The 24,423-nt window shown below is 76.5% G+C and carries 21 protein-coding genes and 1 tRNA gene; 13 read left to right on the top strand and 9 right to left on the bottom strand.

Features of this window, described 5'->3' with window-relative positions:
* Positions 1-92 precede the first annotated feature (92 nt).
* A complete protein-coding gene (locus ANAEK_RS13270; RefSeq protein ID WP_012526647.1) occupies positions 93-1,061 on the top strand; it encodes an RNA polymerase sigma factor RpoD/SigA in 969 nt (322 codons plus the stop codon).
* A gap of 46 nt (positions 1,062-1,107) precedes the next feature.
* Here the strand turns inward: ANAEK_RS13270 and ANAEK_RS13275 are convergent, their stop codons facing one another.
* Together ANAEK_RS13275 and ANAEK_RS13280 are read right to left on the bottom strand one after the other, a co-directional pair.
* Entirely contained in the window at positions 1,108-1,770 is a 663-nt protein-coding gene (locus tag ANAEK_RS13275; protein WP_012526648.1) for a hypothetical protein, read from the bottom strand.
* Positions 1,767-2,021, bottom strand: coding sequence for a hypothetical protein (locus ANAEK_RS13280; RefSeq protein WP_012526649.1), 255 nt, complete (start codon positions 2,019-2,021; stop codon positions 1,767-1,769). Before ANAEK_RS13280 ends, ANAEK_RS13275 begins: the two co-directional genes overlap by 4 nt.
* A gap of 136 nt (positions 2,022-2,157) precedes the next feature.
* Between ANAEK_RS13280 and ANAEK_RS13285 the strand changes: the two genes are divergently transcribed.
* From ANAEK_RS13285 to ANAEK_RS13295, 3 genes are all read left to right on the top strand, one after another.
* Entirely contained in the window at positions 2,158-2,928 is a 771-nt protein-coding gene (locus ANAEK_RS13285; RefSeq protein ID WP_012526650.1) for a DUF4159 domain-containing protein, read from the top strand.
* Positions 2,929-2,934: 6 nt separating this feature from the next.
* Complete coding sequence (locus ANAEK_RS13290) at positions 2,935-5,220, top strand: glutamine amidotransferase (RefSeq protein ID WP_012526651.1); 2,286 nt, start codon at positions 2,935-2,937, stop codon at positions 5,218-5,220.
* Between the two features lie 111 nt (positions 5,221-5,331).
* Positions 5,332-5,823 (top strand): peptidylprolyl isomerase, encoded by a 492-nt coding sequence (locus tag ANAEK_RS13295; protein WP_012526652.1) that lies wholly within the window; start codon positions 5,332-5,334, stop codon positions 5,821-5,823.
* 61 nt (positions 5,824-5,884) lie between these two features.
* Here ANAEK_RS13295 and ANAEK_RS13300 read toward each other — a convergent pair whose 3' ends face one another.
* Entirely contained in the window at positions 5,885-7,702 is a 1,818-nt protein-coding gene (locus tag ANAEK_RS13300) for a PEGA domain-containing protein (RefSeq protein ID WP_012526653.1), read from the bottom strand.
* A 77-nt stretch (positions 7,703-7,779) separates the two neighbouring features.
* Here ANAEK_RS13300 and ANAEK_RS13305 point away from each other — a divergent pair, with 77 nt between their 5' ends.
* From ANAEK_RS13305 to ANAEK_RS13315, 3 genes are read left to right on the top strand one after another with little or no spacing between them, the layout of a single operon-like run.
* Complete coding sequence (locus ANAEK_RS13305; protein WP_012526654.1) at positions 7,780-8,682, top strand: HAD family hydrolase; 903 nt, start codon at positions 7,780-7,782, stop codon at positions 8,680-8,682.
* On the top strand, positions 8,679-9,467 hold the full coding sequence (locus tag ANAEK_RS13310) for an SDR family NAD(P)-dependent oxidoreductase (RefSeq protein WP_012526655.1): 789 nt from the start codon (positions 8,679-8,681) through the stop codon (positions 9,465-9,467). Before ANAEK_RS13305 ends, ANAEK_RS13310 begins: the two co-directional genes overlap by 4 nt.
* A gap of 35 nt (positions 9,468-9,502) precedes the next feature.
* Positions 9,503-9,841 (top strand): ferredoxin, encoded by a 339-nt coding sequence (locus ANAEK_RS13315; protein ID WP_012526656.1) that lies wholly within the window; start codon positions 9,503-9,505, stop codon positions 9,839-9,841.
* Here the strand turns inward: ANAEK_RS13315 and ANAEK_RS13320 are convergent.
* Both ANAEK_RS13320 and ANAEK_RS13325 read right to left on the bottom strand, forming a co-directional pair.
* Positions 9,834-10,685 (bottom strand): SirB1 family protein, encoded by an 852-nt coding sequence (locus ANAEK_RS13320; protein ID WP_012526657.1) that lies wholly within the window; start codon positions 10,683-10,685, stop codon positions 9,834-9,836. The two genes, ANAEK_RS13315 and ANAEK_RS13320, sit on opposite strands and share 8 nt — an antisense overlap.
* Positions 10,685-11,686: a BtrH N-terminal domain-containing protein gene (locus ANAEK_RS13325; protein ID WP_012526658.1), complete on the bottom strand. Its 1,002-nt coding sequence runs from the start codon at positions 11,684-11,686 to the stop codon at positions 10,685-10,687. Before ANAEK_RS13325 ends, ANAEK_RS13320 begins: the two co-directional genes overlap by 1 nt.
* A gap of 159 nt (positions 11,687-11,845) precedes the next feature.
* On the opposite strand from ANAEK_RS13325, the gene ANAEK_RS13330 reads away from it, so the two are divergent.
* The 4 genes from ANAEK_RS13330 to ANAEK_RS13345 all read left to right on the top strand — a co-directional run bounded on the left by ANAEK_RS13330 (position 11,846) and on the right by ANAEK_RS13345 (position 15,366).
* Positions 11,846-11,921 (top strand) — tRNA-Asn (locus tag ANAEK_RS13330).
* A gap of 109 nt (positions 11,922-12,030) precedes the next feature.
* Positions 12,031-12,552, top strand: a complete 522-nt coding sequence (locus ANAEK_RS13335; RefSeq protein WP_232288211.1) for a DUF1801 domain-containing protein — start codon at positions 12,031-12,033, stop codon at positions 12,550-12,552.
* 43 nt (positions 12,553-12,595) lie between these two features.
* Positions 12,596-13,453 carry a class I SAM-dependent methyltransferase gene (locus tag ANAEK_RS13340; RefSeq protein ID WP_012526660.1) on the top strand — a complete coding sequence of 286 codons (858 nt, stop codon included), beginning with the start codon at positions 12,596-12,598 and terminating at the stop codon, positions 13,451-13,453.
* A 62-nt stretch (positions 13,454-13,515) separates the two neighbouring features.
* On the top strand, positions 13,516-15,366 hold the full coding sequence (locus ANAEK_RS13345; RefSeq protein WP_232288212.1) for a tetratricopeptide repeat protein: 1,851 nt from the start codon (positions 13,516-13,518) through the stop codon (positions 15,364-15,366).
* Positions 15,367-15,441: 75 nt separating this feature from the next.
* Here the strand turns inward: ANAEK_RS13345 and ANAEK_RS13350 are convergent, their stop codons facing one another.
* From ANAEK_RS13350 to ANAEK_RS13360, 3 genes are all read right to left on the bottom strand, one after another.
* Positions 15,442-15,894 carry a DUF1801 domain-containing protein gene (locus ANAEK_RS13350; RefSeq protein WP_012526662.1) on the bottom strand — a complete coding sequence of 151 codons (453 nt, stop codon included), beginning with the start codon at positions 15,892-15,894 and terminating at the stop codon, positions 15,442-15,444.
* A gap of 166 nt (positions 15,895-16,060) precedes the next feature.
* On the bottom strand, positions 16,061-16,588 hold the full coding sequence (locus tag ANAEK_RS13355) for an SRPBCC family protein (protein ID WP_012526664.1): 528 nt from the start codon (positions 16,586-16,588) through the stop codon (positions 16,061-16,063).
* The gene (locus ANAEK_RS13360) at positions 16,585-16,917 is read right to left on the bottom strand and encodes a helix-turn-helix transcriptional regulator (RefSeq protein ID WP_012526665.1); all 333 of its coding nucleotides are present in this window, start codon (positions 16,915-16,917) and stop codon (positions 16,585-16,587) included. Before ANAEK_RS13360 ends, ANAEK_RS13355 begins: the two co-directional genes overlap by 4 nt.
* A 276-nt stretch (positions 16,918-17,193) precedes the next feature.
* Between ANAEK_RS13360 and ANAEK_RS13365 the strand changes: the two genes are divergently transcribed.
* Complete coding sequence (locus ANAEK_RS13365) at positions 17,194-19,608, top strand: hypothetical protein (RefSeq protein WP_012526666.1); 2,415 nt, start codon at positions 17,194-17,196, stop codon at positions 19,606-19,608.
* Between the two features lie 79 nt (positions 19,609-19,687).
* Here the strand turns inward: ANAEK_RS13365 and ANAEK_RS13370 are convergent, their stop codons facing one another.
* Positions 19,688-22,924: a fused MFS/spermidine synthase gene (locus ANAEK_RS13370; RefSeq protein WP_012526667.1), complete on the bottom strand. Its 3,237-nt coding sequence runs from the start codon at positions 22,922-22,924 to the stop codon at positions 19,688-19,690.
* A 374-nt stretch (positions 22,925-23,298) separates the two neighbouring features.
* Between ANAEK_RS13370 and ANAEK_RS13375 the strand changes: the two genes are divergently transcribed.
* A complete protein-coding gene (locus tag ANAEK_RS13375) occupies positions 23,299-24,297 on the top strand; it encodes a hypothetical protein (RefSeq protein ID WP_012526668.1) in 999 nt (332 codons plus the stop codon).
* The last annotated feature ends 126 nt before the right edge of the window (positions 24,298-24,423 follow it).

The raw sequence follows: 24,423 nt of genomic DNA on the forward strand, positions 1-24,423 counted from the left end.
ACGTGTCGTCTCGCGCCTTGCGCGCGAGCCGCGACACCTATATCACAACGCACTTGCGCGGCCGCCAGTTCCCGTGGCAGCCCGGACTCCCCATGTCGGACGAGACGCGTCACCGCTCCACGAAGGGCCGCCCGGCACTCCCGGCCGCCGGGGAGGCGCGCGACCGCTCCGAGGGCGGGCTGGTCCGCTACGACCCGCTCCGCGCGTACATGGCCGAGGTGGCGCGCCACCCGGTGCTCTCGCGGGACGAGGAGCACGCGCTCGCGGTCCAGTACCGCGAGACCGGCGACGTGGACGCCGCCTACCGGCTGGTCGCGTCGAACCTGCGACTGGTGGTGAAGATCGCCCACGAGTACCGCCGCACCGCGTTCCAGCTCCTGGATCTCGTCCAGGAGGGCAACCTGGGGCTCATGCAGGCGGTGAAGAAGTACGACCCGTGGAAGGGCGTGAAGCTCTCGTCCTACGCGGCCTGGTGGATCCGCGCGTACATCATCCGCTTCATCATGGAGAACTGGCGGCTGGTGAAGCTCGGGACCACCCAGGCGCAGCGCAAGCTGTTCTTCAACCTCTCCAAGGAGCGCGAGAAGCTGCTCGCGCGCGGCATCGAGCCGACGCCGCGGCTGCTCGCGAAGAACCTCCAGGTCGAGGAGAAGGACGTGGAGGAGATGAGCGCGCGCATGGCCGCGGACGACCTCTCGCTGGACGCGCCGGTCGGCACCGAGGGCGACGACGGCCGCCAGAACCGCCTCGACCGGCTGGCCGACGACGGCGGCCCGTCCCCCGACGCCGCGCTCGGCGACGAGCAGCTCCGGCGGATCTTCCGCGAGAAGCTGGACGCGTTCTCCGGGACGCTCACCGACGAGAAGGAGCGGTACATCTTCGAGCACCGCCTCCTGCCGCCCGACGGCACGCCGCCGCTCACGCTGCAGGAGGTGGGGGACCACTTCCGGCTCACCCGCGAGCGCGCCCGCCAGATCGAGGCCAAGCTGACCGGGCGGCTGCGCGAGTTCCTCCGCGCCGAGATCCCGGACTTCGAGCTGCTCGGGCCGCCCGAGACCTGAGGCACGTGCACCGCCCGGACCGCGCCCGCGCGCGCCGGGCGGCGCGCTAGTCGCGCAGCGCGCCCGGCCCCGGACGCGCCGCGGCCGCGCCGCGCGCGAGCTGGAACGCCGCGCCCGCCACGCCCGCGACCACCGCGAACCCGAGCAGCGCGAACGGCCGGATCGCCAGCTCGGAGGCGAGCGGCCAGGGCCCGGCGGCCGCCAGGAGCCCGACGCCGAGCGCGAGGCCGCCCGAGAGCGCGCACAGCACCACCGCGACGGCGCGGGACGCCGCCAGCGCGAGCAGCGCCGCCGCGAGCGCCCCGAGCCCCGCCCCGACCGCCGCCCGCCCGCCGATGGGCAGGTGGACCCCGGCCAGGGCGCCGGCGAGCGCGCCGGCCGCGGCCGGGAAGAGCGGCGGCATCGCCGCGCAGGCCACGCCCAGCACCGCCGCGCCCAGCCCGGCCGACGCGACGGCGGAGAGCTCCAGCTGTGGGCCGAGGAGCCGCCGCGCCGCGAGCGCCGCCAGCACCCCCACCGCAGCGCCCCCCACGGCCGCGGCCGGGCGCCGCAGCCGGTCGGAGGCGACCAGGGCCGCGAGCCCGACCACCACCAGCGCGAGGCCCAGCGGCCAGCCGAACGCACGGGTCGCCAGCGCGACCCGCACCAGCCCCGCCAGCGCGTCGCCCAGCGGGCCGACCGGCATGGCCGCCGCGAGCGCCCCGGTCACCCCGCCCCCAGCACGGTCCAGAGCGTCAGCGCGACGGCGACGAGCACCCCGGCGGCTCCGACCGCCAGCGCCGCCGGGTCCGGCCGGAAGGAGGCCAGCGCGTCCCCGGCGGTCCGCCGGGCGACCTCGCTGGCGTCCGGATCCGCGAGCACGCGCCGCGCCTCGAGGGCGGCGCCCCGGTGATCCCCGACCTCCAGCAGCTCGGCGATCCGTCCGCCCGGGCCGGTGCTTCCCCTGTCCCTGCGCGACATGGCGGCGGACTGTAGCACGGGCCTCTGGCGGGCCTCCGCCGCGGGCGCGGGTTGTGCGGGCGTCCCGGCGCGACCCGGCCTAGACTGTGGGGGCCCGCGGCGCGGTCCGGCCGCAGGCCGACGCTGGCCCATCCCGATGCCCCGCCCCACGCGCCCCATCTCGCGCCGACGCTTCCTGCAGGGCGCCGCCGCCGCGGCCGTCGCGGCCGCGCTGCCCCGCGGCGCGCGCGCGCTGACCCCGGACGCGATGCTGCAGATCGGCCACGTCCAGCACGGGGGCAACTGGAACCCGCGGCCCACCGCGCTGCGCCGGCTCGGCTGGGAGCTCGGCCGGCGGACCTCGATCGAGCCCGCCGCCGACGCCGTGCCGGTCCGCCTCGATCGGCCGGGCCTGCACCGCCACCCCATGCTCTACCTGGCCGGCGCCGGCGGGCTGCCCGCGTTCTCCGAGCCGGAGCGGGCCGCGCTCCGCCGCCACCTCATGTACGGCGGGTTCCTGCTGGTGGACTCGGCCGACGCGTCGGACGGGACCGGCTTCGACGCGGCGGTCCGGCGCGAGCTCGCCCAGGTGCTGCCCGCCTCGCCGCTGCAGCCGGTGGCCCGCGAGCACGTGCTCCACAAGACGTTCTACCTGCTCGACCGGCAGGGCGGCCGCGTGCTGGTGAAGCCGTGGCTGGAGGCGCAGGCCGTCGACGGCCGGCTGGCGGTCGTCTACTCGCAGAACGATCTCGGCGGCGCGTGGGCGCGGAGCGAGCTGGGCGACTGGGAGTACCCGTGCACCCCCGGCGGCGAGGCGCAGCGCGAGGCGGCGTTCCGCACCGGCGTGAACCTGGCGATGTACGCGCTGTGCACCGACTACAAGGACGACGCGGTGCACCTGCCGTTCATCCTGCGGCGGCGGAGCTAGGCGGCGGTGGACGGCGAGACCTTCAACGCCTGGCGGCTCACCGCCCTCACCCCGCTGCCGGCGTGGGCGCTCGCGCTGCTCGGCCTCGCGGCGCTCGCCTCGATCGCGCTCGCCTGGCGCGGCCTCGCCGGCGAGCCGCGGCGCGCGCGGAAGGCCGCGCTCGTCGCGCTCCGCGCCGTCGCGGCGGCCCTGGCGCTGGCGCTGCTCGCCGAGCCCGCGCTGGAGCTGCTCCAGACCGCGCGGGTGCGCAACCGGTTCGCGGTGCTGGTGGACGCGTCGCGCTCGATGGCGTTCCCGCTCGAGCCGGGCGGTCCGTCGCGCGCGGCCGCGGCGGGCGCGTTCCTGCGCGAGCACCGGGCCGAGCTGGAGCGGCTGGCCGACCGGGTCGATCTCGAGTGGTACGGGTTCGGCGGCGAGGTGGCGCCGGCGGACCCGGCGCAGGCGGTGCGCGGCCTCGAGCCCGCGGCGGGCCGCACCGACCTGCTCGGCGCGCTCGAGGCGGTGACGTCCGGCGCGGGCGCGTCGAGCCGCCGGCTGGCCGGCGCGCTGGTCGTGTCCGACGGGGCCGACAACGCGGCGCTCGCCGACGGGCTCTCCGGCGCCACCCGCGCCCGGCTGCGCGCGCTGGGCGTGCCGGTGAGCGCGGTCGCGGTGGGACGGAGCGCGCCGCGCGACCTGGCGGTGGAGCGCGTCGCGGTGGACGACTTCGCGTTCGTCCGCAACACGGTGACCGTCGAGGCGACGCTGCGCGCGCGCGGCCTGGAGGCCCAGGACGTGCGGGTGGTGCTCCGGCGCGAGGGCGCGGTGGTGGCGCAGGCGACGGTGCGGCTCGAGCCGGGGAAGGAGCGCTACTCGGTGCCCCTGTCCTTCGCGCCCGACCAGACCGGCACGTTCGTGTTCACCGTGGCCGCGCCGGTCCTGCCCGGCGAGGCGGTGACCGAGAACAACCAGCGCTCGTTCGTGCTCCGCGTCATCCGGGACCGCGTCCGCGTGCTGATGGTGGCGGGCCGGCCGAGCTGGGACGTGCGCTTCCTGCGCGGGCTGCTCAAGCAGGATCCCAACGTGGACCTGGTGAGCTTCTTCATCCTGCGGACCAACGCCGACCAGCCCGGCCCGCAGGAGGACCTCTCGCTCATCCCGTTCCCGGTCGCGGAGATCTTCGGCGAGCAGCTCCGGACGTTCGACGCGGTGCTGTTCGTGGACTTCGCCTACGGGCCGTACCGCGGCCTGGAGATCGACCGCTACCTGCCGAACCTGCGCGACTACGTGCGCGGCGGCGGCGCGCTCGCCATGGTGGGCGGCGAGCAGAGCTTCGGCGACGGGCGCTACGGGCAGACGCCGCTCGCCGAGGTGCTGCCGGTGGCGCCGCTCGACGGCACCAGCGAGGCCGAGGGCGAGTTCCGGCCGCGGCTGACCGCCGAGGGCAAGCGGCACCCGGTCACCGCGCTCGCGCCGGGCGACGCGCCGAACGAGGCCGCCTGGGCGGGCCTGCCGCCGGTCACCGCCGTCAACCTCACCCGCGCCCTGCCGCCGGGCGCCGGCGCGTCGGTGCTGCTCGAGGCGCCCGCGGTGAGCGTGGGCGGCCGCGCGGCGCCGCTGGTGGCGGTGCGGGAGGTCGGCCAGGGGCGCACGCTCGCGGTCGCCACCGACGCCACCTGGCGCTGGGGCTTCCTCGCCGCCGAGGGCGGCCAGGGCAACCGCGCGTACCTGCGCTTCTGGAACGGCGCGCTGCGCTGGCTGGTGCGCGATCCGTCGCTCGGGCCGCTGCAGGTGGAGCCCGACGCGCCGTCGGTCGAGCCCGGCGCGCCGGTGGGGCTCACCGTCACCGCGCGCGGGCCGGACTGGGGCCCCGCCGCCGGGAAGAAGGTCTCGGCGGACCTGGTGTCCGAGGACGGGCGCACCGTGGCGCACGGCGAGGCGGTGGCGGGCGAGGACGGGACGGCGCGGATCGAGCTCGTGCCGCCCGGGCCGGGCGCCTACCGGGTGGTCTCGCGCGCGGAGGGCGTCGCGGACCCGGCCAGCGCCGCGGTGGCGGTGCGTGGCGCCGGGCCGGAGGACGCCGACGCGGCACCGCGGCCGGAGCTCCTCCAGGCGGTGTCCGAGGCGACCGGGGGCGCGTTCTCCGCGCTGCCCGGCGGCGACCTCCCCGACCTCGCCCTGGCGGACCCCGAGGTGGTCGAGATCGGGCGCCGCAAGGCGCTGCCGATCTGGGATCGCTGGTGGACGCTGGCCGGCCTCGCGGCGGTGCTGACGGCCGAGTGGGTGCTCCGCCGGCGCTGGGGCTACTGGTAGGCGGGTGGCGGGCCCCCGGTCGTATTTCCTTGCCAGCCGGTCCCCGGCCGGGAAATACCGGCCGAAGGGAGGCGCACCGCCGTCCCGAGCTCCACGGCCTCAGGAGGGCCCATGAAGATCGCGAAGGGCAGCGTCGTCGGCCTCGATTACTCGCTGCACCTCGGGGACGGGAAGGTCGTGGACCAGTCCGAGCCGGGCGAGCCGCTCACCTACCTCCACGGCGAGGGGCAGATCGTCCCGGGCCTGGAGTCGGCGCTCGAGGGCGTCGACGTGGGCGAGTCGCGCAAGGTGGTGGTCGCGCCCGCCGACGGCTACGGCGAGCACGATCCGCGCGGCGTGCAGGATGTGCCGCGCAAGGCGTTCCCGCCCGGCTTCGACCCGCAGGTCGGGATGGAGCTGACCGCGGAGGGCGCCGACGGCGAGCCGGTGCCGTTCGCGATCCGCGAGGTGAAGCCGGAGTCGGTGGTGATCGACCTCAACCACCCGCTCGCCGGCAAGACCCTGCACTTCGAGGTGACGGTGCGCGACGTCCGCGCCGCGACCGCGGAGGAGCTGGAGCACGGTCACGCCCATGGCCCCGAGGGCCACGGGCACGACCACTAGCCCCTCGGCTCCTCGCCGCCGTCGCGCGCGACGCCCGGGACGAGCGGCGCGGTCGAGGGCGCTACGGCGTCGGCGTCACCGCGTAGGTCCAGGTCTCGTTGGGGCGGAGCTCGAAGCGCTCCTGCACGCGGGCCTCGCCGAGGCGCGCCTCCACCAGGTGGGCGCCCTCCCAGAGCTGGACCTTGACGCTCCCCTCCCCGACGCGCCGCCCGTCCACCCGGACCTCGGTGCCCGGCGGCGCGGTCACGGCGAGCACCCCGCGGCCGAGCGCGAAGCGCACGGCCGTGCCCGGCCCGCGCGCGGTGACCCGCTTCTGCACGTCCACGCCCTCGGCCGCGTTGCGCAGCCGGACCCGGTGGTCGCCCCTCGACACCGGCACCGTCACCGGGCTGCGCCCCACCCGCTTGCCGTCCACGTAGACGTCGCCTTCCGGCTCCGCGGTGATCGCGAGCGAGGGCGCCGGGGCCGCCGCCGCGCGGCGCGGCTCTGGGGCAGCCGGCGCGCGCTCCGCCGGCGCGGCGTCGGCCGGAGGCTCCGGTGCGGGCGCGGTGGCGCGGGGCGCGGGTGGCGCGGCGACGGGCGCCGGGGCCGGGGCTGCGGCGATCGGCGCGGCGGCGGTGGAGGCGGCGCGCGGCTGGGAGCGGGACAGCACGAAGCCGATCCCGAAGCCCACCCCGGCCATCGCCACCGCGATCCCGAGCACGATCGGCAGCGCCGACCGCGGCGGCGGCGCGGGCGCGGCGAAGGTGATGGCGGCGTCGGGTGGCGGCGCGAGCGACACCGGCGCCGGCGGCTGGGCCGGCGTGATCGCGGGCTGGGCCGCGGCCGCTGCCGAACCGACCAGGACCGGCGCAGGGAGCTCGACCGGCGCCGCGGCGGCGAGGGCCGCGGCGGCGAGGGCCGCGGAGGCCGTGGCCGGCGCGGCCACCGCGGCCGCGGGCGCGGCCGGGGCCGGGACCGTGGCCGGCTGGACCACCGCCGCCGGCCGCCGCGCCGGGAGCGGCGCCACCAGCTCCGCCGAGACCTCGGCGGTGATCTCCGGCGCGGGCCGCACCGGCACGGCGCGCTCGGCGCCCGCCGGCGAGAGCGCGCGGGCCACCATCCGCAGCACCTCCCCGCGCTCCCCCTCCCCGGCCGGAAGGATCGCCTCGAGGTACGCGGCCATCGCCTCCGGCGGTGCGGCGGGCAGCGCGCCCGCCAGCGCCTCGCCGAGCGCGTCCGCAGACGGGAACGGCTCGTGGCCGCCGGCCCCGAGCGCGCGGTCCACCACCGCGGCGAGCGCCGGCGGGATCCCCGGCCCCTCCAGCGGCAGCGGCGTCGCCGGGGGCGGCTCGCCCGCCAGGCACTCGTGCAGGATCGCGCCGAGCGCGCGCAGGTCGCCGGCCGGGGTCCCCGCGCCGCCGGTGCCGAGCCCGGACAGCAGGCAGGACCCATCGTCGGCCACCAGCACCCGCTCCGGCGCGAGGGCGCCGTGGGCGAGCGGCTGGCCCTCCCCCGCGTCCACCGCGTGGACGGCCGCGAGCGCCGCGCAGGCGTCGAGCCCGGCGCGGAGGACCAGCTCGGGCGGCAGGCGTCCGCCGCCGTCCAGCAGCGCGCGCAGGGTGGCGCCGCGCCGGTGCGCCTCGACTGCCACCAGCGCCTCGCCGAGCGTCTCCAGCCCGAGGACGGGGACGGCGTTCGGGTGGTGCACCCGCGCGGCGGCCTCGGCGTCGCGCACCAGCGCGGCGAGTCGCGCCGGGTCGTCGGTGAGCCCCGGAGGCGCGTACGCGAGCACCACCGCGCGCGGGGCGCCCCCGCGCCGGTCCACCGCGAGGGCGCGCCGCCAGCCGGCGGCGTCGTGCAGGGGCGTGATCACCTGGAAGCGTTCGTTCGCGGTCACGCGCGGATATTAGCAAGGGACCGCGCGAAGGCGCGTCCCCGGTGGCGGCTGCGGCCCCACCCGGCTACCATGCGCGCGTGCCGAGCATCCGGGCGGTCGTCACCGACCTCGACAACACGCTGTATCCGTGGGTGGACTACATCGTCCCCGCCCTGGAGGCGATGATCGACTCCCTGGTCGCCACCACCGGGCTGCCCCGCATCCGGATCGTCCAGTCGCTGAAGGCGGTGTACGCGCAGTACGAGTCGAACGAGTACCCGTTCGCGATCCAGCTGTCCGACATCTTCCGGCCGTACGAGGCGGACTTCGACTCGTTCAACGCGCTGGTGGTTGACCCGGCCCGGCTCGCGTTTCGCGCGGCGCGCGACCGGTACCTGAAGCCCTATCCCGGCGTGCGCGAGACGCTCGACCAGCTCCGCGCCCGAGGGCTGAAGGTGGTGGCGCTCACCGACGCGCCGCGGAACGCGGCCGAGCTGCGCCTGAAGCACCTGAAGCTCGACGGCCACTTCGACGCGCTCTACACGCTGCCGTTCTTCCCGCTCCCGGAGAACGTGGCGCCGGAGATCCGGCGCAAGGAGGAGGAGGGCCACTACCGCGGGAAGACGCCGGTGGTGGAGCTCCCGCGCGACGCCGAGAAGCCGAACCCGGCCGGCCTGCGGCGCATCCTCTCCGACCTCGGCCTGCGCGGCCCCGAGGTGATCTACGTCGGCGACAACGTCAAGAAGGACATGGCGGTGGCGCAGGCGTGCGGCGCGGTGGGCGTATGGGCGGAGTACGGCACCTACGTGTCCAAGGAGTACCGCGACCGGCTCGCGGTCATCTCCGCCCGGAAGATCACCCAGCGTCACGTCGCCGACGAGGCGCAGGGGCGCTGGCCGCTCGCCATCTCCAGCTTCGTCCAGGTGCTCGACGTGCTGGACGGCGCGCGGTGGGCGCCGGCCCGGCGCGCGGCGCCCCGGCGCGGCAGGAGGGCGCGATGACCGTGGTGGCGCGGTACGCCGATCTCGCGGGACGCAGGGCCCTGGTGACCGGCGGCTCCTCCGGCATCGGCCTCGGCATCGCCGAGGCGCTGCTCGGCCAGGGCGCGCGCGTCGCCGTCCAGTACCGGTCCCACCGGGCCGCGGCCGCGGCGCTCGCGGCGCGCCACCCCGGGCAGGCGGTGGCGATCGGCGCCGACCTCGGCACCGAGGCCGGTTGCGTCGCCTGCGCGCGCGAGGCGGCCGCCGCGCTGGGCGGCCTCGACCAGCTGGTCCACTCGGCCGGGATCTGGAACGAGGCGCCCATCGCGACCCTCCAGGCCGAGCGGCTGGAGGAGATCTTCCGCGTCAACGTGTTCAGCGCGTTCTACCTGGTCCGCGAGGCGCTCCCGCACCTCGGCAGGAACGGCCGCGGCAACGTGGTCTTCATCGGCTCGACCGCCGGCCAGCGCGGCGAGGCACGGCACGCGCACTACGCCGCCTCCAAGGGCGCGCTCCAGTCGCTGGCCATGAGCCTCGCCGTCGAGCTCGCCCCGGGCACGCGCGTCAACCTGGTCTCCCCGGGCTGGATCCGGACGCCGATGGCGGCGGCCGCGCTCGACGCGACCGGGGCCGCCATCGCCGCCACCCTTCCCAACCGCCGGCTGGGCGAGGTGGACGACGTGGTGCAGGCGGTGCTGTACCTCGCGAGCGAGGCGTCCGGGCACCTCGTCGGCGAGGACCTGGCCGTCTCGGGCGGCGCCCTGCTGGTCGTGCCGCGCGGGCAGCTGGTGCCGCGCGACCCCTGATGGCGGCGCGCGGGCGCCGGCGCTAGATCCGCGCCATGCGCTTCCGCCACCACGTCTTCGTCTGCGAGAACCACCGGGACCCGTCGGATCCGCGCGGCGCCTGCGGCAACAAGGGGAGCGAGGCGATCCGCGCCGCGCTGAAGGCGGAGGTCGCCCGGCGCGGGCTGAAGGCGCAGGTGCGCGTGAACAGCGCCGGGTGCCTCGACGCGTGCGCGTTCGGCCCGTCGATCGTGGTCTACCCGGAGGGCGTCTGGTACGGCCACGTCTCGCCCGCCGACGTGCCGGAGATCGTCGAGCGGCACCTGGTCGGCGGCACGCCGGTGGAGCGGCTCCGGCTCCCGCGCCTGGAGGGGCGCGAGCCGCCGGTCAGTTGAGCAGCGCCCCGCGGCCGGCCCGCAGCCCGGCCACGGCCGCCCGGATCTCCTCGGCGTCTCCGGCCGCCGCGGGCGCGAGCGACAGGTACGCCTCGAGATCGCGGATGGCGGCGGCGGCCCCGCCCAGCCGCGCGGCGGCGAGGCCGCGATCGCGCAGCGCCTCGCGCTGGCCCGGGGTGAGCAGCAGGATGCGGTCGAGCACCCAGAACAGCCGGACGTCGTCCTTCCGCTCCGCGTAGACGCGCTTCAGGTTCTGCAGCATGCGCGCGAGGATCTGGCGCGGCGAGACCGCGGCGAGGTAGCGCGCGTCGAGGTCCTTGCCGCCGGTGCGCGCCTTGTAGCGCGCCACGCACTCGTCGGCCGAGAGCATCTCGCCGCCGTGGTAGGCGTCCACGAACACCTCCACGCCGCCGGGCGAGACGTACTTCGCGAGGAAGTGGCCGGGGAAGCCGACCCCCTCCAGCCGCAGCCCGGCGCGCCGCCCGACCTCCATGTAGACCAGCGCCAGCGTGATGGGGATCCCGAGGCGGCGATCCAGCACGTCGTTGAGGAACGAGTTGCGGGGGTCGTAGTAGTCGTCGTCGTTGCCGCGGAGCCCCTCCTCGTCGTGGAGCACCTCGCGGAGCGCGCGGAGCGCCGACGCCGCGCGCACCGGGCCGGGGACCCGCCGCACCACGCGCGCGGCGAGGTCGTCGAGGCGGGTGAGGTACGCCTCGGGCTCGAGCGCCGGGTACTCCTCCTGCGCGATGGCGAGCGCCGCGTGGTCGAGCGGGACCGGGTCGCGTCCCAGGAGCTCGGCGAAGCGCGCGCGCGCGCGGCCCTCCAGATCTCTCGTCGCCGTCATCAGGGCACCCGCGCCGCCACGTCCTCGTGGTACCGCCGTTCCGCCTGCGCCAGCGCGCGCGCCTGCGCCGCCAGCTCCGGGGAGACCGCCGCCCCGGGCGCCTCGCCCACCGCCCGCATCGCCCCGGCGAGCGCGCTCCAGCCCGCCGCGAGCGCGTCCATGCGGTCCGGGAGGCCGAGCGCGGCGAGCCCCGGGAGCACCGCCTCGGCCTCGCGCAGGAACCGGGCGTAGAGCGCCCGGAACATCCCGCCGCCGGTGCCGCGCTTCTCGATCACCTGCCAGGCGTAGCGGAAGCACCAGGCCCGGTCCGCCTCGCCGGTCGCGCGCGCCGGCCACTCCGGCAGCTCCGCCGCGAAGCGCTCGACGGCCGACACGCCCGCGAAGCCGTCCGGATCGAGCAGCATCTCGCGCGCCTGCCGGCGGAGCGCCTCGCGCACCGCCTCGGCGAGCGGCCGCGGCGGCGCCGGCGCGTCCACCTCCAGCCACGGGTTGCCGCCCGTCCCGAACGGCGGCGCGATGGAGGCGCGGGCGCGCGCCAGCGCGTCGAGCGGGACGGCCTCCAGGCCGGGCCGGTCGGTGTCCGCCAGCCAGGCGATCCCGCGCGCCGGGTCGTGCCCCGCGAGCACCACCCGGTGGCCACCGAAGCGGGTGCGGCTGCCCCAGTACGGCAGCTCCGCCAGGTCGGTGGACAGGATCGGCGCGAGCCCGCGCTCCAGGGCGGCGCGCGCGCCCTCCCAGGCCGCGGCGGGATCGTCGGCGCCGCGCTCCACGGCGGAGAGGCCGAGCACCTCGCAGGCCGCGCGCTCCAGGTGCGCGGACCGGCCCACGAACAGGTGGCTGGGCGAGAGCTCCGGCGCAGAGAGGTAGTAGAAGCCCAGTCCTGCGCCCAGGCCGAACGCCATCGGCTCGGACAGCGCCACGCCGCGGACGCGCAGCGCGTCCGCGAGCGCGGTGGAGCCGCAGTGCAGGCCGGGCCGGTGCTCGAAGCCGGGCAGGATCACCGGAGGAGTATAGCGGCCGCGGCACGCTGCACGACTTCCCCGCCCCGGCGGCCGGGACGCCCGCCTCGGCACCGGGCACCCGCGCGGCCGATGCACCGGCCGGGGGCGCTACCCCCTTGACGACGCCCCGGCCCTTCTCTAGATTCGCGCCCCTGCCATTCCCCAGTAGCTCAGTTGGCAGAGCAGGTGACTGTTAATCACCGGGTCGCATGTTCGAGTCATGCCTGGGGAGCCATCTTCGACAGCCCGGCGGACCGTCGCTCGACGGTTCGCCGGGCTGTTCGTCTTTTCAGGCCCCAGCTTCGCCCGGGCCGGGCGGCCGCACGTTCAGTAGAATCGTGCGCATGCCAGCCAAGCCGCGACCGAAGCCCAGGGTCACCACGTCCAGCGCCACCCGGCGACGCCCATCCGCCGCCACGTCCGTGCGCACGCCGAACGCGCGCCCGAAGGCCAGGCCGCGCGCGAACGGGAAGGTGGTCCTGCTCGCGGGCGGCAACCCGCAGATCGCGAAGGCGGACGGCGACGCGCCGGTGCAGGCGTACGTCGCCGCGCTGACGGGCTGGAAGGGCGACGTCGCGAGGCGCCTCGACGCGCTCATCGTCGGCAGCGTGCCCGGCGTGCGCAAGGCGGTGAAGTGGAACTCGCCCTTCTACGGCGTCGAGGGCCAGGGCTGGTTCCTGTCGTTCCACACCTTCTCCCGGTACGTGAAGGTGACCCTCTTCCGTGGCACGTCCCTGCGCCCCGCTCCCCCCGGAGGCACGGGCAAGGACGCGCGCTGGATCGACCTCCACGAGGACGACCTCGACGAGACGCAGCTGGCGAGCTGGGTGAAGCAGGCGGCGGCGTTGCCCGGCTGGTCGCCGTAGCACGCGAGCGCGGCGCCACCTGCCGCCCTTCCGGAACCGCAGCATGTCCGAGCGCCCGAGGCACGTCCCCGATCCCACCGCAGTGCGCGTGGCGCTGTGGCGCGCGCTGCACGTGCTCGCCGACCCGCCGCCGCACGTGCTCGAGGACACCGTCGGCCTCGCGCTGGCAGGCCCGGAGGAAGGCTGGCGCCTGCGGCCCGACATGGGCGCGTTCACGCGTCCGTTCCGCGCGTCGATCGTGGCCCGCGCGCGCTTCGTCGAGGACCTCGTCGAGGAGCAGGTCGCGCGCGGCGTCGGGCAGTACGTCCTCCTCGGGGCCGGCCTGGACACGTTCGCGCTGCGCCGGCCGGAGCTCGGCGCGCGGCTGCGCGTGTTCGAGGTGGACGAGCCGGCGACGCAAGCCTGGAAGCGGCGGCGGCTCGACGAGCTCGGCCTCGCCGTCCCGCCGTTCCTGCGGTTCGCAGCCGTGGATCTCGAGCACGGCGATCCTTGGCTCGCCCGCCTCGCCGGCGCCGGCTTCGACGCGGGGCGGCCGGCGGTCGTCGCGTCGACCGGCGTCAGCATGTACCTCACCCGGGAGGCCATCGCCTCCACGCTCCGCACCGCCGCCTCGCTCGCGGCGGGCTCGACCCTGGTCATGTCGTTCATGCTGCCCATCGAGCGCGTCGAGCCGGCGATCCGCCCGGGCGTCGAGGCCGCCGCGCGCGGCGCGCGCGCGAGCGGCACGCCGTGGCTGAGCTTCTTCGAGCCCGGGGAGATGCTCGCCCTGGCGCGAGACGCGGGCTTCGCCGCGGCGAGGCACGTCTCGGCGGACGCGCTCAGCGCGCGCTACTTCGCGGACCGCCCGGACGGCATGCGCCTGCCCAGCAACTCCGAGGAGCTGCTGGTGGCGACGACCTGAGCGTCGCTCATCGGCGCGGGCGGGCCGGGGCCAGGTGACCGCGCCTCGCCTGCGGTGGTAGCATGCGCGGCCGATCCTCGATGGACCGCTCTCCACGACGCCCCGTCCGGCTGGCTGCCCTCGCCGTCGCGCTCGTCGCGGTCCTCCCCTACCTCCACACGCTGCGACACGCGTTCGCGTACGACGACCGCGTCGAGGTCGTGGAGAACGCGTATCTCCGCGGCGTCGAGGGGGTGCCGGCCATCCTCTCCCATCGCGACTGGGCGGGATCGGGTAAGGGGTCCGCCACGTACCGGCCGCTCACCACCCTCTCCTTCGCCCTGAATCACGCGGTCCACGGGCTCGCGCCGTCGGGCTATCACCTCGTCAACCTGCTGCTCCACGCGGCCGTCTCCGTCCTGGTGCTCGGGCTCGCGCTCGGGCTCGGCCTCCCGCTGGCGGCCGCCACGCTGGCCGGCCTGCTCTTCGCGGTCCACCCCGTCCACGTGGAGGCGGTGGCGAACGTGGCCGGGCGCAAGGAGCTCCTGGTCACCGCCTTCACCCTGGGTGCCGTGCTCCTCCACCCGGTCGCGCTCCGCCGCGGAGGCCTTCGACTCGTCGCCGCGCCGCTGCTCGGCGCGCTGGCGGCCTTCTCCAAGGAGACCGGGCTCGTCCTGATCGGCCTGGTCGTCGCGCTCGACCTGATCTTCCGCCGCGCCGAGGTCCGCGCCGCGCCGCGCCGCGCCGCCACGCTCTACGCGTCCTACCTCGCGGCCGCCGGCGTCTACCTCGCCGCCCGCTGGGCCGTGCTGGGAAGCCTGGGGATGCCGGGCACGACCTTCCTGGTGAACCCGATCGCCGATGCACCGCTCCTCGAGCGGATCGCGACCGCGCTGGTCGTGCTGGGGAAGGGCCTCCAGCTCTCGATCGCGCCGGTCACGCTGTCGCCCGACTACTCGTACGCCGCGATCCCGCCGGTTGCCTCCGCCCTCGACCCGCGCCTGGCCCTGGCGGTCGCCGCGCTCGCCGGCGCGGCCGCGTTCGCTGCCTGGCCCGGGCGGCTCCGGCGCGTGCGGCTCGCCGCGGCGGCCATCTACGCCTTCGCCATCTTCCCCGCGTCGAACCTGCTCGTCCCCATCGGGACGATCTTCGGGGAACGGCTGCTCTACCTCCCCAGCGTCGGCTTCGTCCTCGGGGTCGCCGCGGTGACGGCCACCGTCCTCGAGGGGCCGCGCCGCGTGGCGCTCCGGACGATCACAGGGGTCGCGCTCGCGCTGCTGGCGGTCCGCGGCGCGTGGTACGCACGGGCCTGGTCGAACAGCCTCTCCATCTTTGCCGAGGGCGTGCGGGTCCAGCCGGCCTCGGCCCAGATGCAGCTCACCTATGGCGCGCAGCTGCTCGGGCGCAAGGAGATGGCCGGAGCGGCCGCCGCCTTCGCGCGCGCGGCGGAGATCCTGGCGGTGCGGCCCGACGCCCAGGCGGACGCCCTGGTGCAGCTCGGGGTCGCCTACGAGCAGCTCGGCCGGGCCGAGGAGGCGGAGCAGCTGTACGCGCGCGTCCTCGCGCGGGAGCACCGCCATCCGGACGCGCTGTGGCGGATGGGCGTCCGGCGCTGGGCCCGGGGGGATCCACCGGGCGCCGTCCAGCTCTGGGAGCGAGCGATCGCGGCCGAGCCGCGGCACGCCCCCGCGCTCTCGGACCTCGGCCTGGCCGCCTACGCCGCCGGCGATCTCCAGGGCGCCGAGGCGCGCTTCCGCGAGGCCACGGCGATCGCGCCGACGCTGCCGGGGGTCTGGTACAAGCTCGGCGTGGTCTGCGAGCAGCGGGGGCGCCGCGAGGAGGCGCTGGCCGCCTGGCGCCGCTTCCTCGAGCTCGCTCCGGAGCCTTCGCTCGAGCGGGACGAGGTCGAGCGGCGTCTCGCGGCCGGCCGGTGAGCGCGGACCTCCCGCCGTCGGCGCGCCTGCCCAGCAACTCCGAGGAGCTGCTGGTGGCGACGACCTGAGCGTCGCTCATCGGCGCGGGCGGGCCGGCCGCCGCGCCTTCGGCCTCCCCTTCGCCTCCAGGTTGAGCGCCACCGCGGCGCGGACGAGCGCCTTCAGCGCCTTCGCGTCGACGGCCTCGCCCTCGCGGAGGTCGATGGCGCGCCGCACCTTGCCCTCCAGGCTCGAGTTGAACAGGCGCGCGGGGTCCGGCAGCGCGGCTCCGCGGGCGAACGTCAGCTTGACGACGCTCTTGTAGGTCTCGCCGGTGCACAGGATGCCGCCGCGCGACCAGACCGGCGTGCCCATCCACTTCAGCTCCTCGACGATCTCCGGGTCGGCCTGGAGGATGATCTCGCGCACCCTCGAGAGCGTCTCCCCGCGCCAGTCGCCGAGCGCCGCGATCTTCCGGTCGATCTCCGCGGAGGCGGAGCCTTCCGGCGCTGCCTGCTTCGTCCCGGCCTCGGGTGCGCGCGCGGTCATCGGGGTGCGTACCGGGGCTGCGCGGGGGCGGTGAACGGCGCGTGGACGCGGCAGAGCGCGGTGACCGTCCACGTGGCGCGGGGGCGCGAGGGTCCGGCCGCACGGGCCGGCGCCTGCAGGGTCGTTTCCATGGGATCTCCTCGATGCCCGACCGCGGGCTCGACGGCTACCCGCCGAGCCTGGCCGCGTACTCGCCGACCAGGCGCTGCCAGCCAGGGAGCTTCAACGCGTCCGGCCCGACGATGCGTGCGATGGGCTCGCCCGCCAGGCGCCGGTCCAGCACGTCCATGCAGACGTGCCACCCGGCGGCGCCCCACGACACGAAGCGCCGGTCGATGCCGTGCCACAGCGTCAGCCGCGTGCCGCCGGCGAGCGGCTCGAGCTCCCAGCGAAGCTCGCCGTCCCCCCAGGTGTACTCCAGCACCCTCGGCGCCTCCGCCCGCCTCACGGTGGACGCGGACACCTGCGGCGTCGGCGTGCCCACGGTCGACAGGGTCACCGGCCCCGCAGCGGCCAGGGACCGGTCCGCGTCGAACGGCGCCCACTCCGCGAGGTGCGCGGGATCGGTGAGCGCCTCCCAGACCCTCGCTGGCGGGTGGCGGAGATCCCGCACCAGCACCAGGGTCCAGCGCTCGCCCTCCTTGCGGACCTCGGCACCGGACGCGGGGCCGGGCTCGTACTCGCGGCTGCTCATCGCTTCGTTCCTTTCGGTGAGGCCTGCTCCATGCGATCGAGGTGGCGCTCGAGCGCGTCCACGTGGGCCGTCCAGAAGCGCCGGAACGGCGCGAGCCACGCGTCGATCTCCCGCAGCGGCTCGGGCCGGATCCGGTAGACACGCCGCTGCGCCTCGACCCTCGCCTCCACCAGGCCCGCCTCGCGCAGCACCCGGAGGTGCTTGGACACCGACGTCTGCGGCATCCGCAGCCGGCGCTCGATCTCGCCGACGGACTGCTCCGAGGATGCGAGCAGGCCCAGGATGGCCCGGCGGTTCGGCTCCGCGATCGCGGCGAAGGACGTCTCCACGCTTCGTCATATGCCGACTCGTTCATATGACCGCAACCACACCGAAGGGTCGTCACCGCGCTCCCTCGCGCCTCGGGGGCGCGAGCGGGCGGCGCGCCTGGCGTCCTCACCCCCCGAACGAAGAGCCGAGGGCCGGGTACACGTTCCGTACGGCACGTGATCGTGGGATGGCGTGCAGGTCGGGCGCCTGCTCTGGTGCCGCGTCACGGGGATGGCGCTGCCGGCGGATCGACGCCGCCGAGCGACCGGGGATGGGGGCCGCGGGGGGCCCGACCGATGACGAAGACTTCGACGGTGCTCGCGCTCGCGCTCGCGCTCGTGATGGCGGGCTGTGGCGGCAGCGGTGGCGGCGGCTCGCAGGTCGGGCAGGTCGTCACGGTGGTGCGGACCGACGCCTTGACTGCGCCGGACCAGGTGACGGCGGTGAGGGTGTTCGCCTCGCCGGCGAACGTCACGCAGGACCTGGCACACCAGCCGGACGGCACCTTCGGCGGCGTGCTCACGCTGCCCGTCGGCGTGCAGACCATCACGGTCTCGGTGTACGCGGGCCAGTCCGTCGTCGGCACCGGCGCCGCCACCGTCGCCATCCAGGCGAACGCGGCCTCCCAGGTCACGCTCCGCATCGTGGACAGCACCGGCCCCGGCCCCACGCCGGGCCAGGGTCCGATCATCGTCGCCCTGTCGGCCTCCAAGATGACGCCGCTCGTGGGCGAGTCCATCGCCCTGAGCGCGCGCGTGGTGGCGCCCGCGGGCGCGGGCGTGACCTACGCGTGGTCCCAGGATTGCGCCTCCGGAACCTTCACCACGCCGGCCGCCGAGTCGACGAGCTGGTCCTCGAGCGCGGCGGGCGCCTGCGCGCTCACGCTGACCGCCACCGCGAACGGCCTCGCCGACGCGAGCGCGGTCGCCATCCAGGTGCTGGCGCCGGGGAGCGCCACCGGGTCGGTGTCGATCGTGGGCACGTTCGTGCCCCGCACCACCATCGGCGCCATCTCCGCCTACCCCTCCCCCACCGCGACGGTCGCCGGCTGCACGGTGAGCCGCACCGGCGCCGACGGCACCTGCCGCATGGCGGTCCACTCCGGCCAGACGATCGGGATCACGCTCGACCCCGGGGCGGCCGCCGGCGCCGCCACGTACGCGCTCCGGGACGGCTGCGGCGGCGCCGTCGCTCCGGGCACCACGGGCTCCTCCTTCCAGTGGACGGCGCCGTCGGCGGGCGGCTTCTGCGTGCTCACGGCCACCAAGGTCGAGGACGGCGTCGCCGACGCCTTCGCGTTCGGGCTGTACGCCGACCCCGTGCTCGCCCCGTCGCCCCGGCAGGCCTTCGACTGGACGCCGCACGCGGTGGGGACGACCCCGCCACCCCACGCCTTCGTCGAGCAGCCCACCACGGCCGCGCACGTGGTCTGGAGCGGCACGACCTTCGCGGACACGCACGGTCGCATCACCTTCGTGCCGCAGGGCGCGCTGCCGTCCACCACCGCCGTGGGCCTCTGGAGCCCGGCGGAGACGCTGGTCGGCCCGTGGGCCACCGGCGCGACGCGGTTCGTGGCCGACGCGGCGCACGGGGCGCGCGCGGTGGACACCTCCGGCGACTTCACCGTTTGCGTGAAGTTCAAGCCCGGCCTCCACCCCGGGATGACGGCGCCCAACAAGACGCTGGTGGCGCGCGGGCAGGCCGAGTTCCCCACCGCGGCCTGGCCGGAAGGCTGGGCGCTCATGCAGATGCACGAGGCCTACTGCTTCCACTACCTCACCGCGACCGCCGGAGGCGCCATCATGTCGCCGGACACGAGCGTGACGCCGGAGGCGGTCGAGACCTACGCGTTCGACTACGTGTGCGGCGGGCGCGCCGGCGGGCAGATCCTCGCCGGCGCGCACGGCCAGACCGGCGCGCTCTCCACCGCGGTCGCCACCGCGTTCTCCGACGAGTCCGTCCTGCCGCTGTCCATCGGCTCGTACCCGGCCGGCGACGACCCCACGCTGGACGCCTCGGTCTACGAGGTGATCTTCGACACGCGCCCGGCGACGGTGGACACGTTCCGCGACATCGTCGGCGCCGCGGAAGGCACGCGTCTCGCGAACGGCGCGGTGTGGGTCCCGCGGCGCGTCACCGGGGAGACCGCGACCGGCGCCGACGGGCAGGGCTACCTTCTGCCTCCTTACGCGAACCCGGGGCGGTGGCCCGTCCCGGTGGTGGACGGGACGGTCGCCGGCAACGCCCAGCTCGCCTACCGCCGGCCGCTCGCGGAGCGGACCTCGACGACCGGCTACTGCCTCGGCGCGGAGCTGGTCGCGGACGGCGCGTGGGCCGACGTCGGCGGGATCGTCCTCACGTTCATCGACGACGCGGCCACGCAGTCCACCCGGCTCTACCTCGACCCCCGCGTCTGCTTCGCCACGGAGGCACCGGGGCAGGCGGCGACGTCGGCGTGCAGCGCCTCGACGCTGCCCTACGACTCCTGGCCGCCGGGTTCGCTGCACCGGTTCACCGCCTGCGCCGACGCCACCACCGGGGCGCTGACCGCCTACGTGGACGGCGCCGCCACGTCCGTGCTGCCCGCCGGAGCCACCGGCGGCGTCCCGGACCTCTCGAGCGGCGTGCTCACCATCGGCGCCAGCCTGGGCGGCGCCAGCATCTCGCGGGTCTTCGCCTGCCCGTTCGCGGACGCGGCGCGCTGCCAGTGAGCCCGGCGCGAGCCGGGGTGCGGCTGCGCGCGCCGGTGATCGATCGCCGCGCGGGCGCGTCGCCGGCGGCGACCTCGCGTCAGGGCGCCGCCGGAGCGTCCAGCCGGAGCGGCTGGCCCGACCGGTAGCGCGCCAGCGTCGCGCGCGCGTCGCCCGCCTGCGCAGCGCCCGCGCGGTCCAGCAGCTCCACCGCCCTGCCCTGCTCCGCCACCGCGTCCCCGAACCGGCCCGCGGCGGCGTACGCGGCCGCGAGCGTCTCGAGGGCGGCGGGATCGCGGCCGTCGGTGAGCGAGCGGGCCCGCGACGCGAGCCGCACCGCCTCCTCGGCGTCGGCGCCGGTGGCGCCGGGCCGGGTGGCGAGCAGCAGCGCCGTGCGGCCCAGCGGCTCGGGGGCGCGCGGATCGAGCCGGACCGCCTCGCGCAGCTCGCGCAGCCCCTCGTCGAAGCGGCCCGACATCGCGAGCGAGGTCCCGAGCGCCGCCCGGAGCCGGGCGGCGCCGGGGGCGAGCCGCACGGCCTCGCGCGCGTGATCGGTCGCCTCGCCCGGGCGGCCCACCCCGAGGAGCAGCTCGGCGGCCCACCGGTGCGCGCTGCCCGACTCCGGGTTGAGGTCCAGCGCCCGGCGCTCCGCGGCGAGCGCCTCGGGGAGCCGGCCCTCGAGCGCGAGCGCGCGACCGAGGTTCACCCAGGCGGTCGCGAAGCGCGGCCACGCCGCGATCGCCGCGCGGTACAGGACCTCGGCACGCGCGAGATCGCTCGAGCGGTCGGCGTCCACCCCCAGCTGCACCAGCGCCTCCGCCACCGCCTGGCGGATCACGCCGTCGGCGGGCGCGGCCTGCGCGGCGGCCTCGAGCCGGGCGATGCCCGCCGCGTCCCCGCGCCCCAGCGCCGCCACCCCGTCGACCAGGAGCCGCTCGGCCCGGGCGCCGTCCGCCAGCGCCGCCGCGTCGCCGCCGGTGACCCGCGCCGTGGGAGGGATGCCGCGGCTCAGGGTCCCGAGCGTGGCCAGGTTCGCGGCGGCGCGCACGCCGGGCGGCACGGCGAGCTCGGCGGGCGCGTAGAACTCCAGGACCGGGCGCTCCAGGGTGTTGACGGTGTCCTCCAGCGCCAGCCACGGCGCGAGCGTCTCGCGGTCGGCGGCGAGCAGCGCCACGACCTCGGCCGCCGTCCGCCAGCCGTGCCGGCGCAGGTCGTCGCTCTCCGGCGCGTCGAGCACCCGCTGGACCCTGGCCAGGTCCAGCGCCAGCGGGCCGTCGAGCCCGACCAGGAAGCACGACGACTGCGCGATCCACACGTAGGTGTCGGGGAACGCCTCCTCGAACGTGCGCAGGATGACGCGGAGGTCCGCCGCGGGCACGTCGAGCGGGACCCATTGCATCATGACGCCGCCGGGGGCGAGGTGGGCGCGCGCCGACCGGTAGTAGTCCTGCGAGTAGAACTGCGCGTTCCCGGCGTGCCCGGACCGCGACTTGCCGTCGGAGATGATCGCGTCGTACCGCTCGGCGCTCCGGCGCAGGAAGGCCACGCCGTCGTCGTTCACCACCCGCACGCGCGGATCGTCGAGCACCGCGCCGTTGAAGCGGTCGAACAGGCGCGCACCCTCGATCACCGAGGGCGACAGCTCGACCACGTCCACCCGCTCGACCCCGGGGTGGCGCGCCACCTCGCCCGCCAGGATCCCGGTGCCGAGGCCGATGGTGAGCACGCGGGCCGGGGGCCGGTCGCGCAGCAGGATCGGGAAGTGCGCCAGCACCTGCTGCTTGCGGTCCACGCCCTCGCTGCTCTGGCCGATGCGGACCCCGTCCACCAGCATCACGCGCTGCCGGCCGTCGTCGGCGCGCTGGATCACCTTGACCGTCGAGACCAGGCCCTCGCGGTAGAACAGCACCGGATCGTCCGGGCCCTCCTCGGCGGCGCCGAACGGCGCGGGCCGCCAGAGCGCGACCAGCAGCGCGCACGCCCACAGGCCGGCGGAGACGGGCGCGGCGCGGAGCAGGACCGCCGGCCGCCGGTGGTCCTCGCGCGCGGGGAGGAGCGCCCAGGCGGCGCCGATCAGGTTCAGCACCGCCATGAGCGCGACGCCGCGCTGCATCCCCACGGCCGGCAGCACCACGAAGCCGCCCAGCACCGCGCCGGCGATGTTCCCGAGCGTGTTCGCGCCGTAGAGCTGCCCGAGGCGCCCGCCCAGCGTGTCGAGCGAGCGGGCCCAGATCCGCGCCGCGAGCGGGAACGTCATCCCGATGAGCGTGGTCGGGACGATCATCACCAGGAAGCTGAGCCCGAACCGACCGGCGAGCAGCGCCTCCCACCGGAGCTCCAGGCCGTCGATCCACCGCTGCGCGTCGCCCATCAGCGCGCCCATGAGCGGCAGGGTCGCGAGCGTGGACGCGGCGATGCCGGCCTGGACCCAGCCGAACGCCCGGCGCGGGCTCCGCACCCGATCCACGAACGCGCGCGCCACGAAGCTCCCCAGCGCGATGCCCACCAGGAACGCGGTGAGCATGGTGACGAACGCGTAGGTGGAGGTGCCGACGATCAGGATCAGCATGCGCGTCCAGATCACCTCGAGCGCGAGGGAGGACACGCCCGAGAGCGCCATGACGGCGAGGATCCACCCGGTCCCGGTCGCCGCGCCCGCCGCCGGCGCGGTCACGGGAGCCTCGACCGCAGGCGGCGCCGCCCCGGCCGCGCCGCGGGCCCGCGAGAACGCGAGCGCCCCGAGCCCCACCGCCACGTTGGCCGCGGCGGCGGCCCACAGCGTGCCGTGCACCCCGAGCGCGCGGATCAGCGCGAAGCCCGCCGCGACGCTCCCCGCCACCGCGCCCGCGGTGTTGAGCGCGTACACGAAGCTCAGCTCGCGGCCGAGGTGGCCGATGCGGCGGACCAGGGCCCGCGTGATCGCCGGGAGCGTGCCGCCCATGAGCACGGTGGGCGGCAGCACCACCACCGCCGCGAGTCCGGCCCGCACCAGCAGCAGCCCGAGGGAGTCCGGCGCGAGCCGCGAGGCGGCCCACAGGTGGACCGGATCGAGGGCGCGCACCACGGCGGTGCCCGCGATCGCCGTGGCCGCGACGCCCAGCTCGAGCAGCGCATAGAGCCGCAGCGGGTCGCGGCAGCGGTCCGCTGCGCGCCCGAGCAGCCAGCTCCCGAGCGCCAGCCCACCGAGGAACGTGGCGAGCACCGCGGTCACCGCGTGCGCGGTGACCCCGAAGATCTCGTTCAGCAGGCGCGACCACGCCACCTGGTAGACCAGGCCGGCCGCGCCGGAGACGAAGAACAGCGCGTACACCCCGCCGTCACGCCGGAAACCCCTCATGGGGGTGCGACTGTATGCTCCGGCCCTGCGACGATCCATCCCCCGGGAGTCGGTGGGTACCCCGAGGTCGCTCTGGGCGGTGAGCGGCGACGCGCGGGCAGCGATGGATTCACGATCCGTGCGTACGCGCGGCGAGCCGAGCGGAACGCATCCCCATCCCGCGCCGTTCGCGCGGCCCCGCCCGACGCAGCGGAAAACCTGCAGCCGATGCAAGGAGATGTGCGCTGTTCGCCCACGGCGGCACCGCTGCTTTGGCGGCTTTTGCTGACCCGGTGCGTCGTGGGAATTTGCCCCACGACTCAACGACACCGGATCGCGGGACGCACCCAGGGTTCACCGGGGGTTCCGCTACCCCAGCCCGCAAGGAAAGCGAGATGCCGATCACCCGCCTGCTCCTCGCCTTCGCCGTCCTGGCCGCCCTGGCCGGATGCGGAGGCGGAGGCTCCACGTCCACCCAGGGGCCCCTCCCCCCCGCCGGCCAGACCGTGACCGTGGAGGTCCGCCCGAAGGAGATCCAGGTCGCGCCGGGCGGGAGCGTGGACTTCTCCAGCGTCGTGACCGGCACCGCCGACACGGCCGTCACCTGGGAGGCCGACGCCGGCACCGTGAGCCAGACCGGCAGCTACGTCGCGCCGCTCGCCGCGGGCACCTACACCGTCAGCGCGACGAGCAAGGGCAACGGGCTGGCGAAGGGCCGGGCGAAGGTCGTGGTCACCCCGACGCCGGCGCCGATCTCGGTGACCGTCTCCCCTGCGACGGCCGCCGTGGGCGCGGGCGGCACGGTCGCGTTCACCGCGACGGTCAGCAACGCCAGCGACACGAGCGTCACCTGGACCGTGCGCGAGCCGTCCGGCTGCGGCAGCGTGAGCGCGGCCGGCGTCTACACCGCCCCCGGCGCGGCGGCCACCTGCCACGTGGTGGCGGCGAGCGTCGCGGATCCCGCCGCCACGGCCGAGGCGACGGTCACCGTGAGCGCGCCGACGCTGCCGGGGCCGGTGGTGGTGACGCTCTCGCCCGCCAGCGGCGCGGTGGACGCGTGCCGGACGCTCACCTTCACGGCCACCGTCACCGGCGCCGCGAACGGCGCGGTGACCTGGTCCGTCCAGGAAGGCGCGGCCGGCGGGTCCATCACCTCGGGCGGCGTCTACACCGCGCCGGACACGGCCGGCACGTATCACGTGGTCGCGACCAGCCAGGCGAGCGGGACGGCGAGCACGGTCGCGGCGGTCACGGTGAGCGACCGGATCCTCGGCGTGTCGGTCTCGCCGGCCACCGTGGAGCTGGCGCCCGGCGCGAGCGCGCAGTTCACCGCCACCGTCACCACGACCTGCGGCGCGTACGCGACGACGCAGACGATCACGGCTCCGAACTGATCTCGAGCGGCTGCGCCCCGCCCCGCGAAGCGGAGCTCCGCGGGCCCCGTGACCTCGCGCGCCGCCTTCGCGGGCGCGCGCGAGGTCCCCGCGGTCGCGCCGGACGGGCGCGCGGGCGATCCAGGT

Origin of the sequence: Anaeromyxobacter sp. K (genome assembly GCF_000020805.1) — a bacterium.
Lineage (GTDB): Bacteria > Myxococcota > Myxococcia > Myxococcales > Anaeromyxobacteraceae > Anaeromyxobacter > Anaeromyxobacter dehalogenans.

What these genes read in the sequence shown, in the direction of transcription:
- ANAEK_RS13345 (WP_232288212.1), top strand. Translation starts at nt 13,516, where the DNA reads ATGCGCGGCCGATCCTCGATGGACCGCTCTCCACGACGCCCCGTCCGG.
- ANAEK_RS13310 (WP_012526655.1), top strand. Translation starts at nt 8,679, where the DNA reads ATGACCGTGGTGGCGCGGTACGCCGATCTCGCGGGACGCAGGGCCCTG.
- ANAEK_RS13370 (WP_012526667.1), bottom strand. Translation starts at nt 22,924, where the DNA reads ATGAGGGGTTTCCGGCGTGACGGCGGGGTGTACGCGCTGTTCTTCGTC.
- ANAEK_RS13355 (WP_012526664.1), bottom strand. Translation starts at nt 16,588, where the DNA reads ATGAGCAGCCGCGAGTACGAGCCCGGCCCCGCGTCCGGTGCCGAGGTC.
- ANAEK_RS13295 (WP_012526652.1), top strand. Translation starts at nt 5,332, where the DNA reads ATGAAGATCGCGAAGGGCAGCGTCGTCGGCCTCGATTACTCGCTGCAC.
- ANAEK_RS13375 (WP_012526668.1), top strand. Translation starts at nt 23,299, where the DNA reads ATGCCGATCACCCGCCTGCTCCTCGCCTTCGCCGTCCTGGCCGCCCTG.
- ANAEK_RS13320 (WP_012526657.1), bottom strand. Translation starts at nt 10,685, where the DNA reads ATGACGGCGACGAGAGATCTGGAGGGCCGCGCGCGCGCGCGCTTCGCC.
- ANAEK_RS13340 (WP_012526660.1), top strand. Translation starts at nt 12,596, where the DNA reads ATGTCCGAGCGCCCGAGGCACGTCCCCGATCCCACCGCAGTGCGCGTG.
- ANAEK_RS13315 (WP_012526656.1), top strand. Translation starts at nt 9,503, where the DNA reads ATGCGCTTCCGCCACCACGTCTTCGTCTGCGAGAACCACCGGGACCCG.
- ANAEK_RS13270 (WP_012526647.1), top strand. Translation starts at nt 93, where the DNA reads ATGTCGGACGAGACGCGTCACCGCTCCACGAAGGGCCGCCCGGCACTC.
- ANAEK_RS13335 (WP_232288211.1), top strand. Translation starts at nt 12,031, where the DNA reads ATGCCAGCCAAGCCGCGACCGAAGCCCAGGGTCACCACGTCCAGCGCC.
- ANAEK_RS13350 (WP_012526662.1), bottom strand. Translation starts at nt 15,894, where the DNA reads ATGACCGCGCGCGCACCCGAGGCCGGGACGAAGCAGGCAGCGCCGGAA.
- ANAEK_RS13280 (WP_012526649.1), bottom strand. Translation starts at nt 2,021, where the DNA reads ATGTCGCGCAGGGACAGGGGAAGCACCGGCCCGGGCGGACGGATCGCC.
- ANAEK_RS13285 (WP_012526650.1), top strand. Translation starts at nt 2,158, where the DNA reads ATGCCCCGCCCCACGCGCCCCATCTCGCGCCGACGCTTCCTGCAGGGC.
- ANAEK_RS13365 (WP_012526666.1), top strand. Translation starts at nt 17,194, where the DNA reads ATGACGAAGACTTCGACGGTGCTCGCGCTCGCGCTCGCGCTCGTGATG.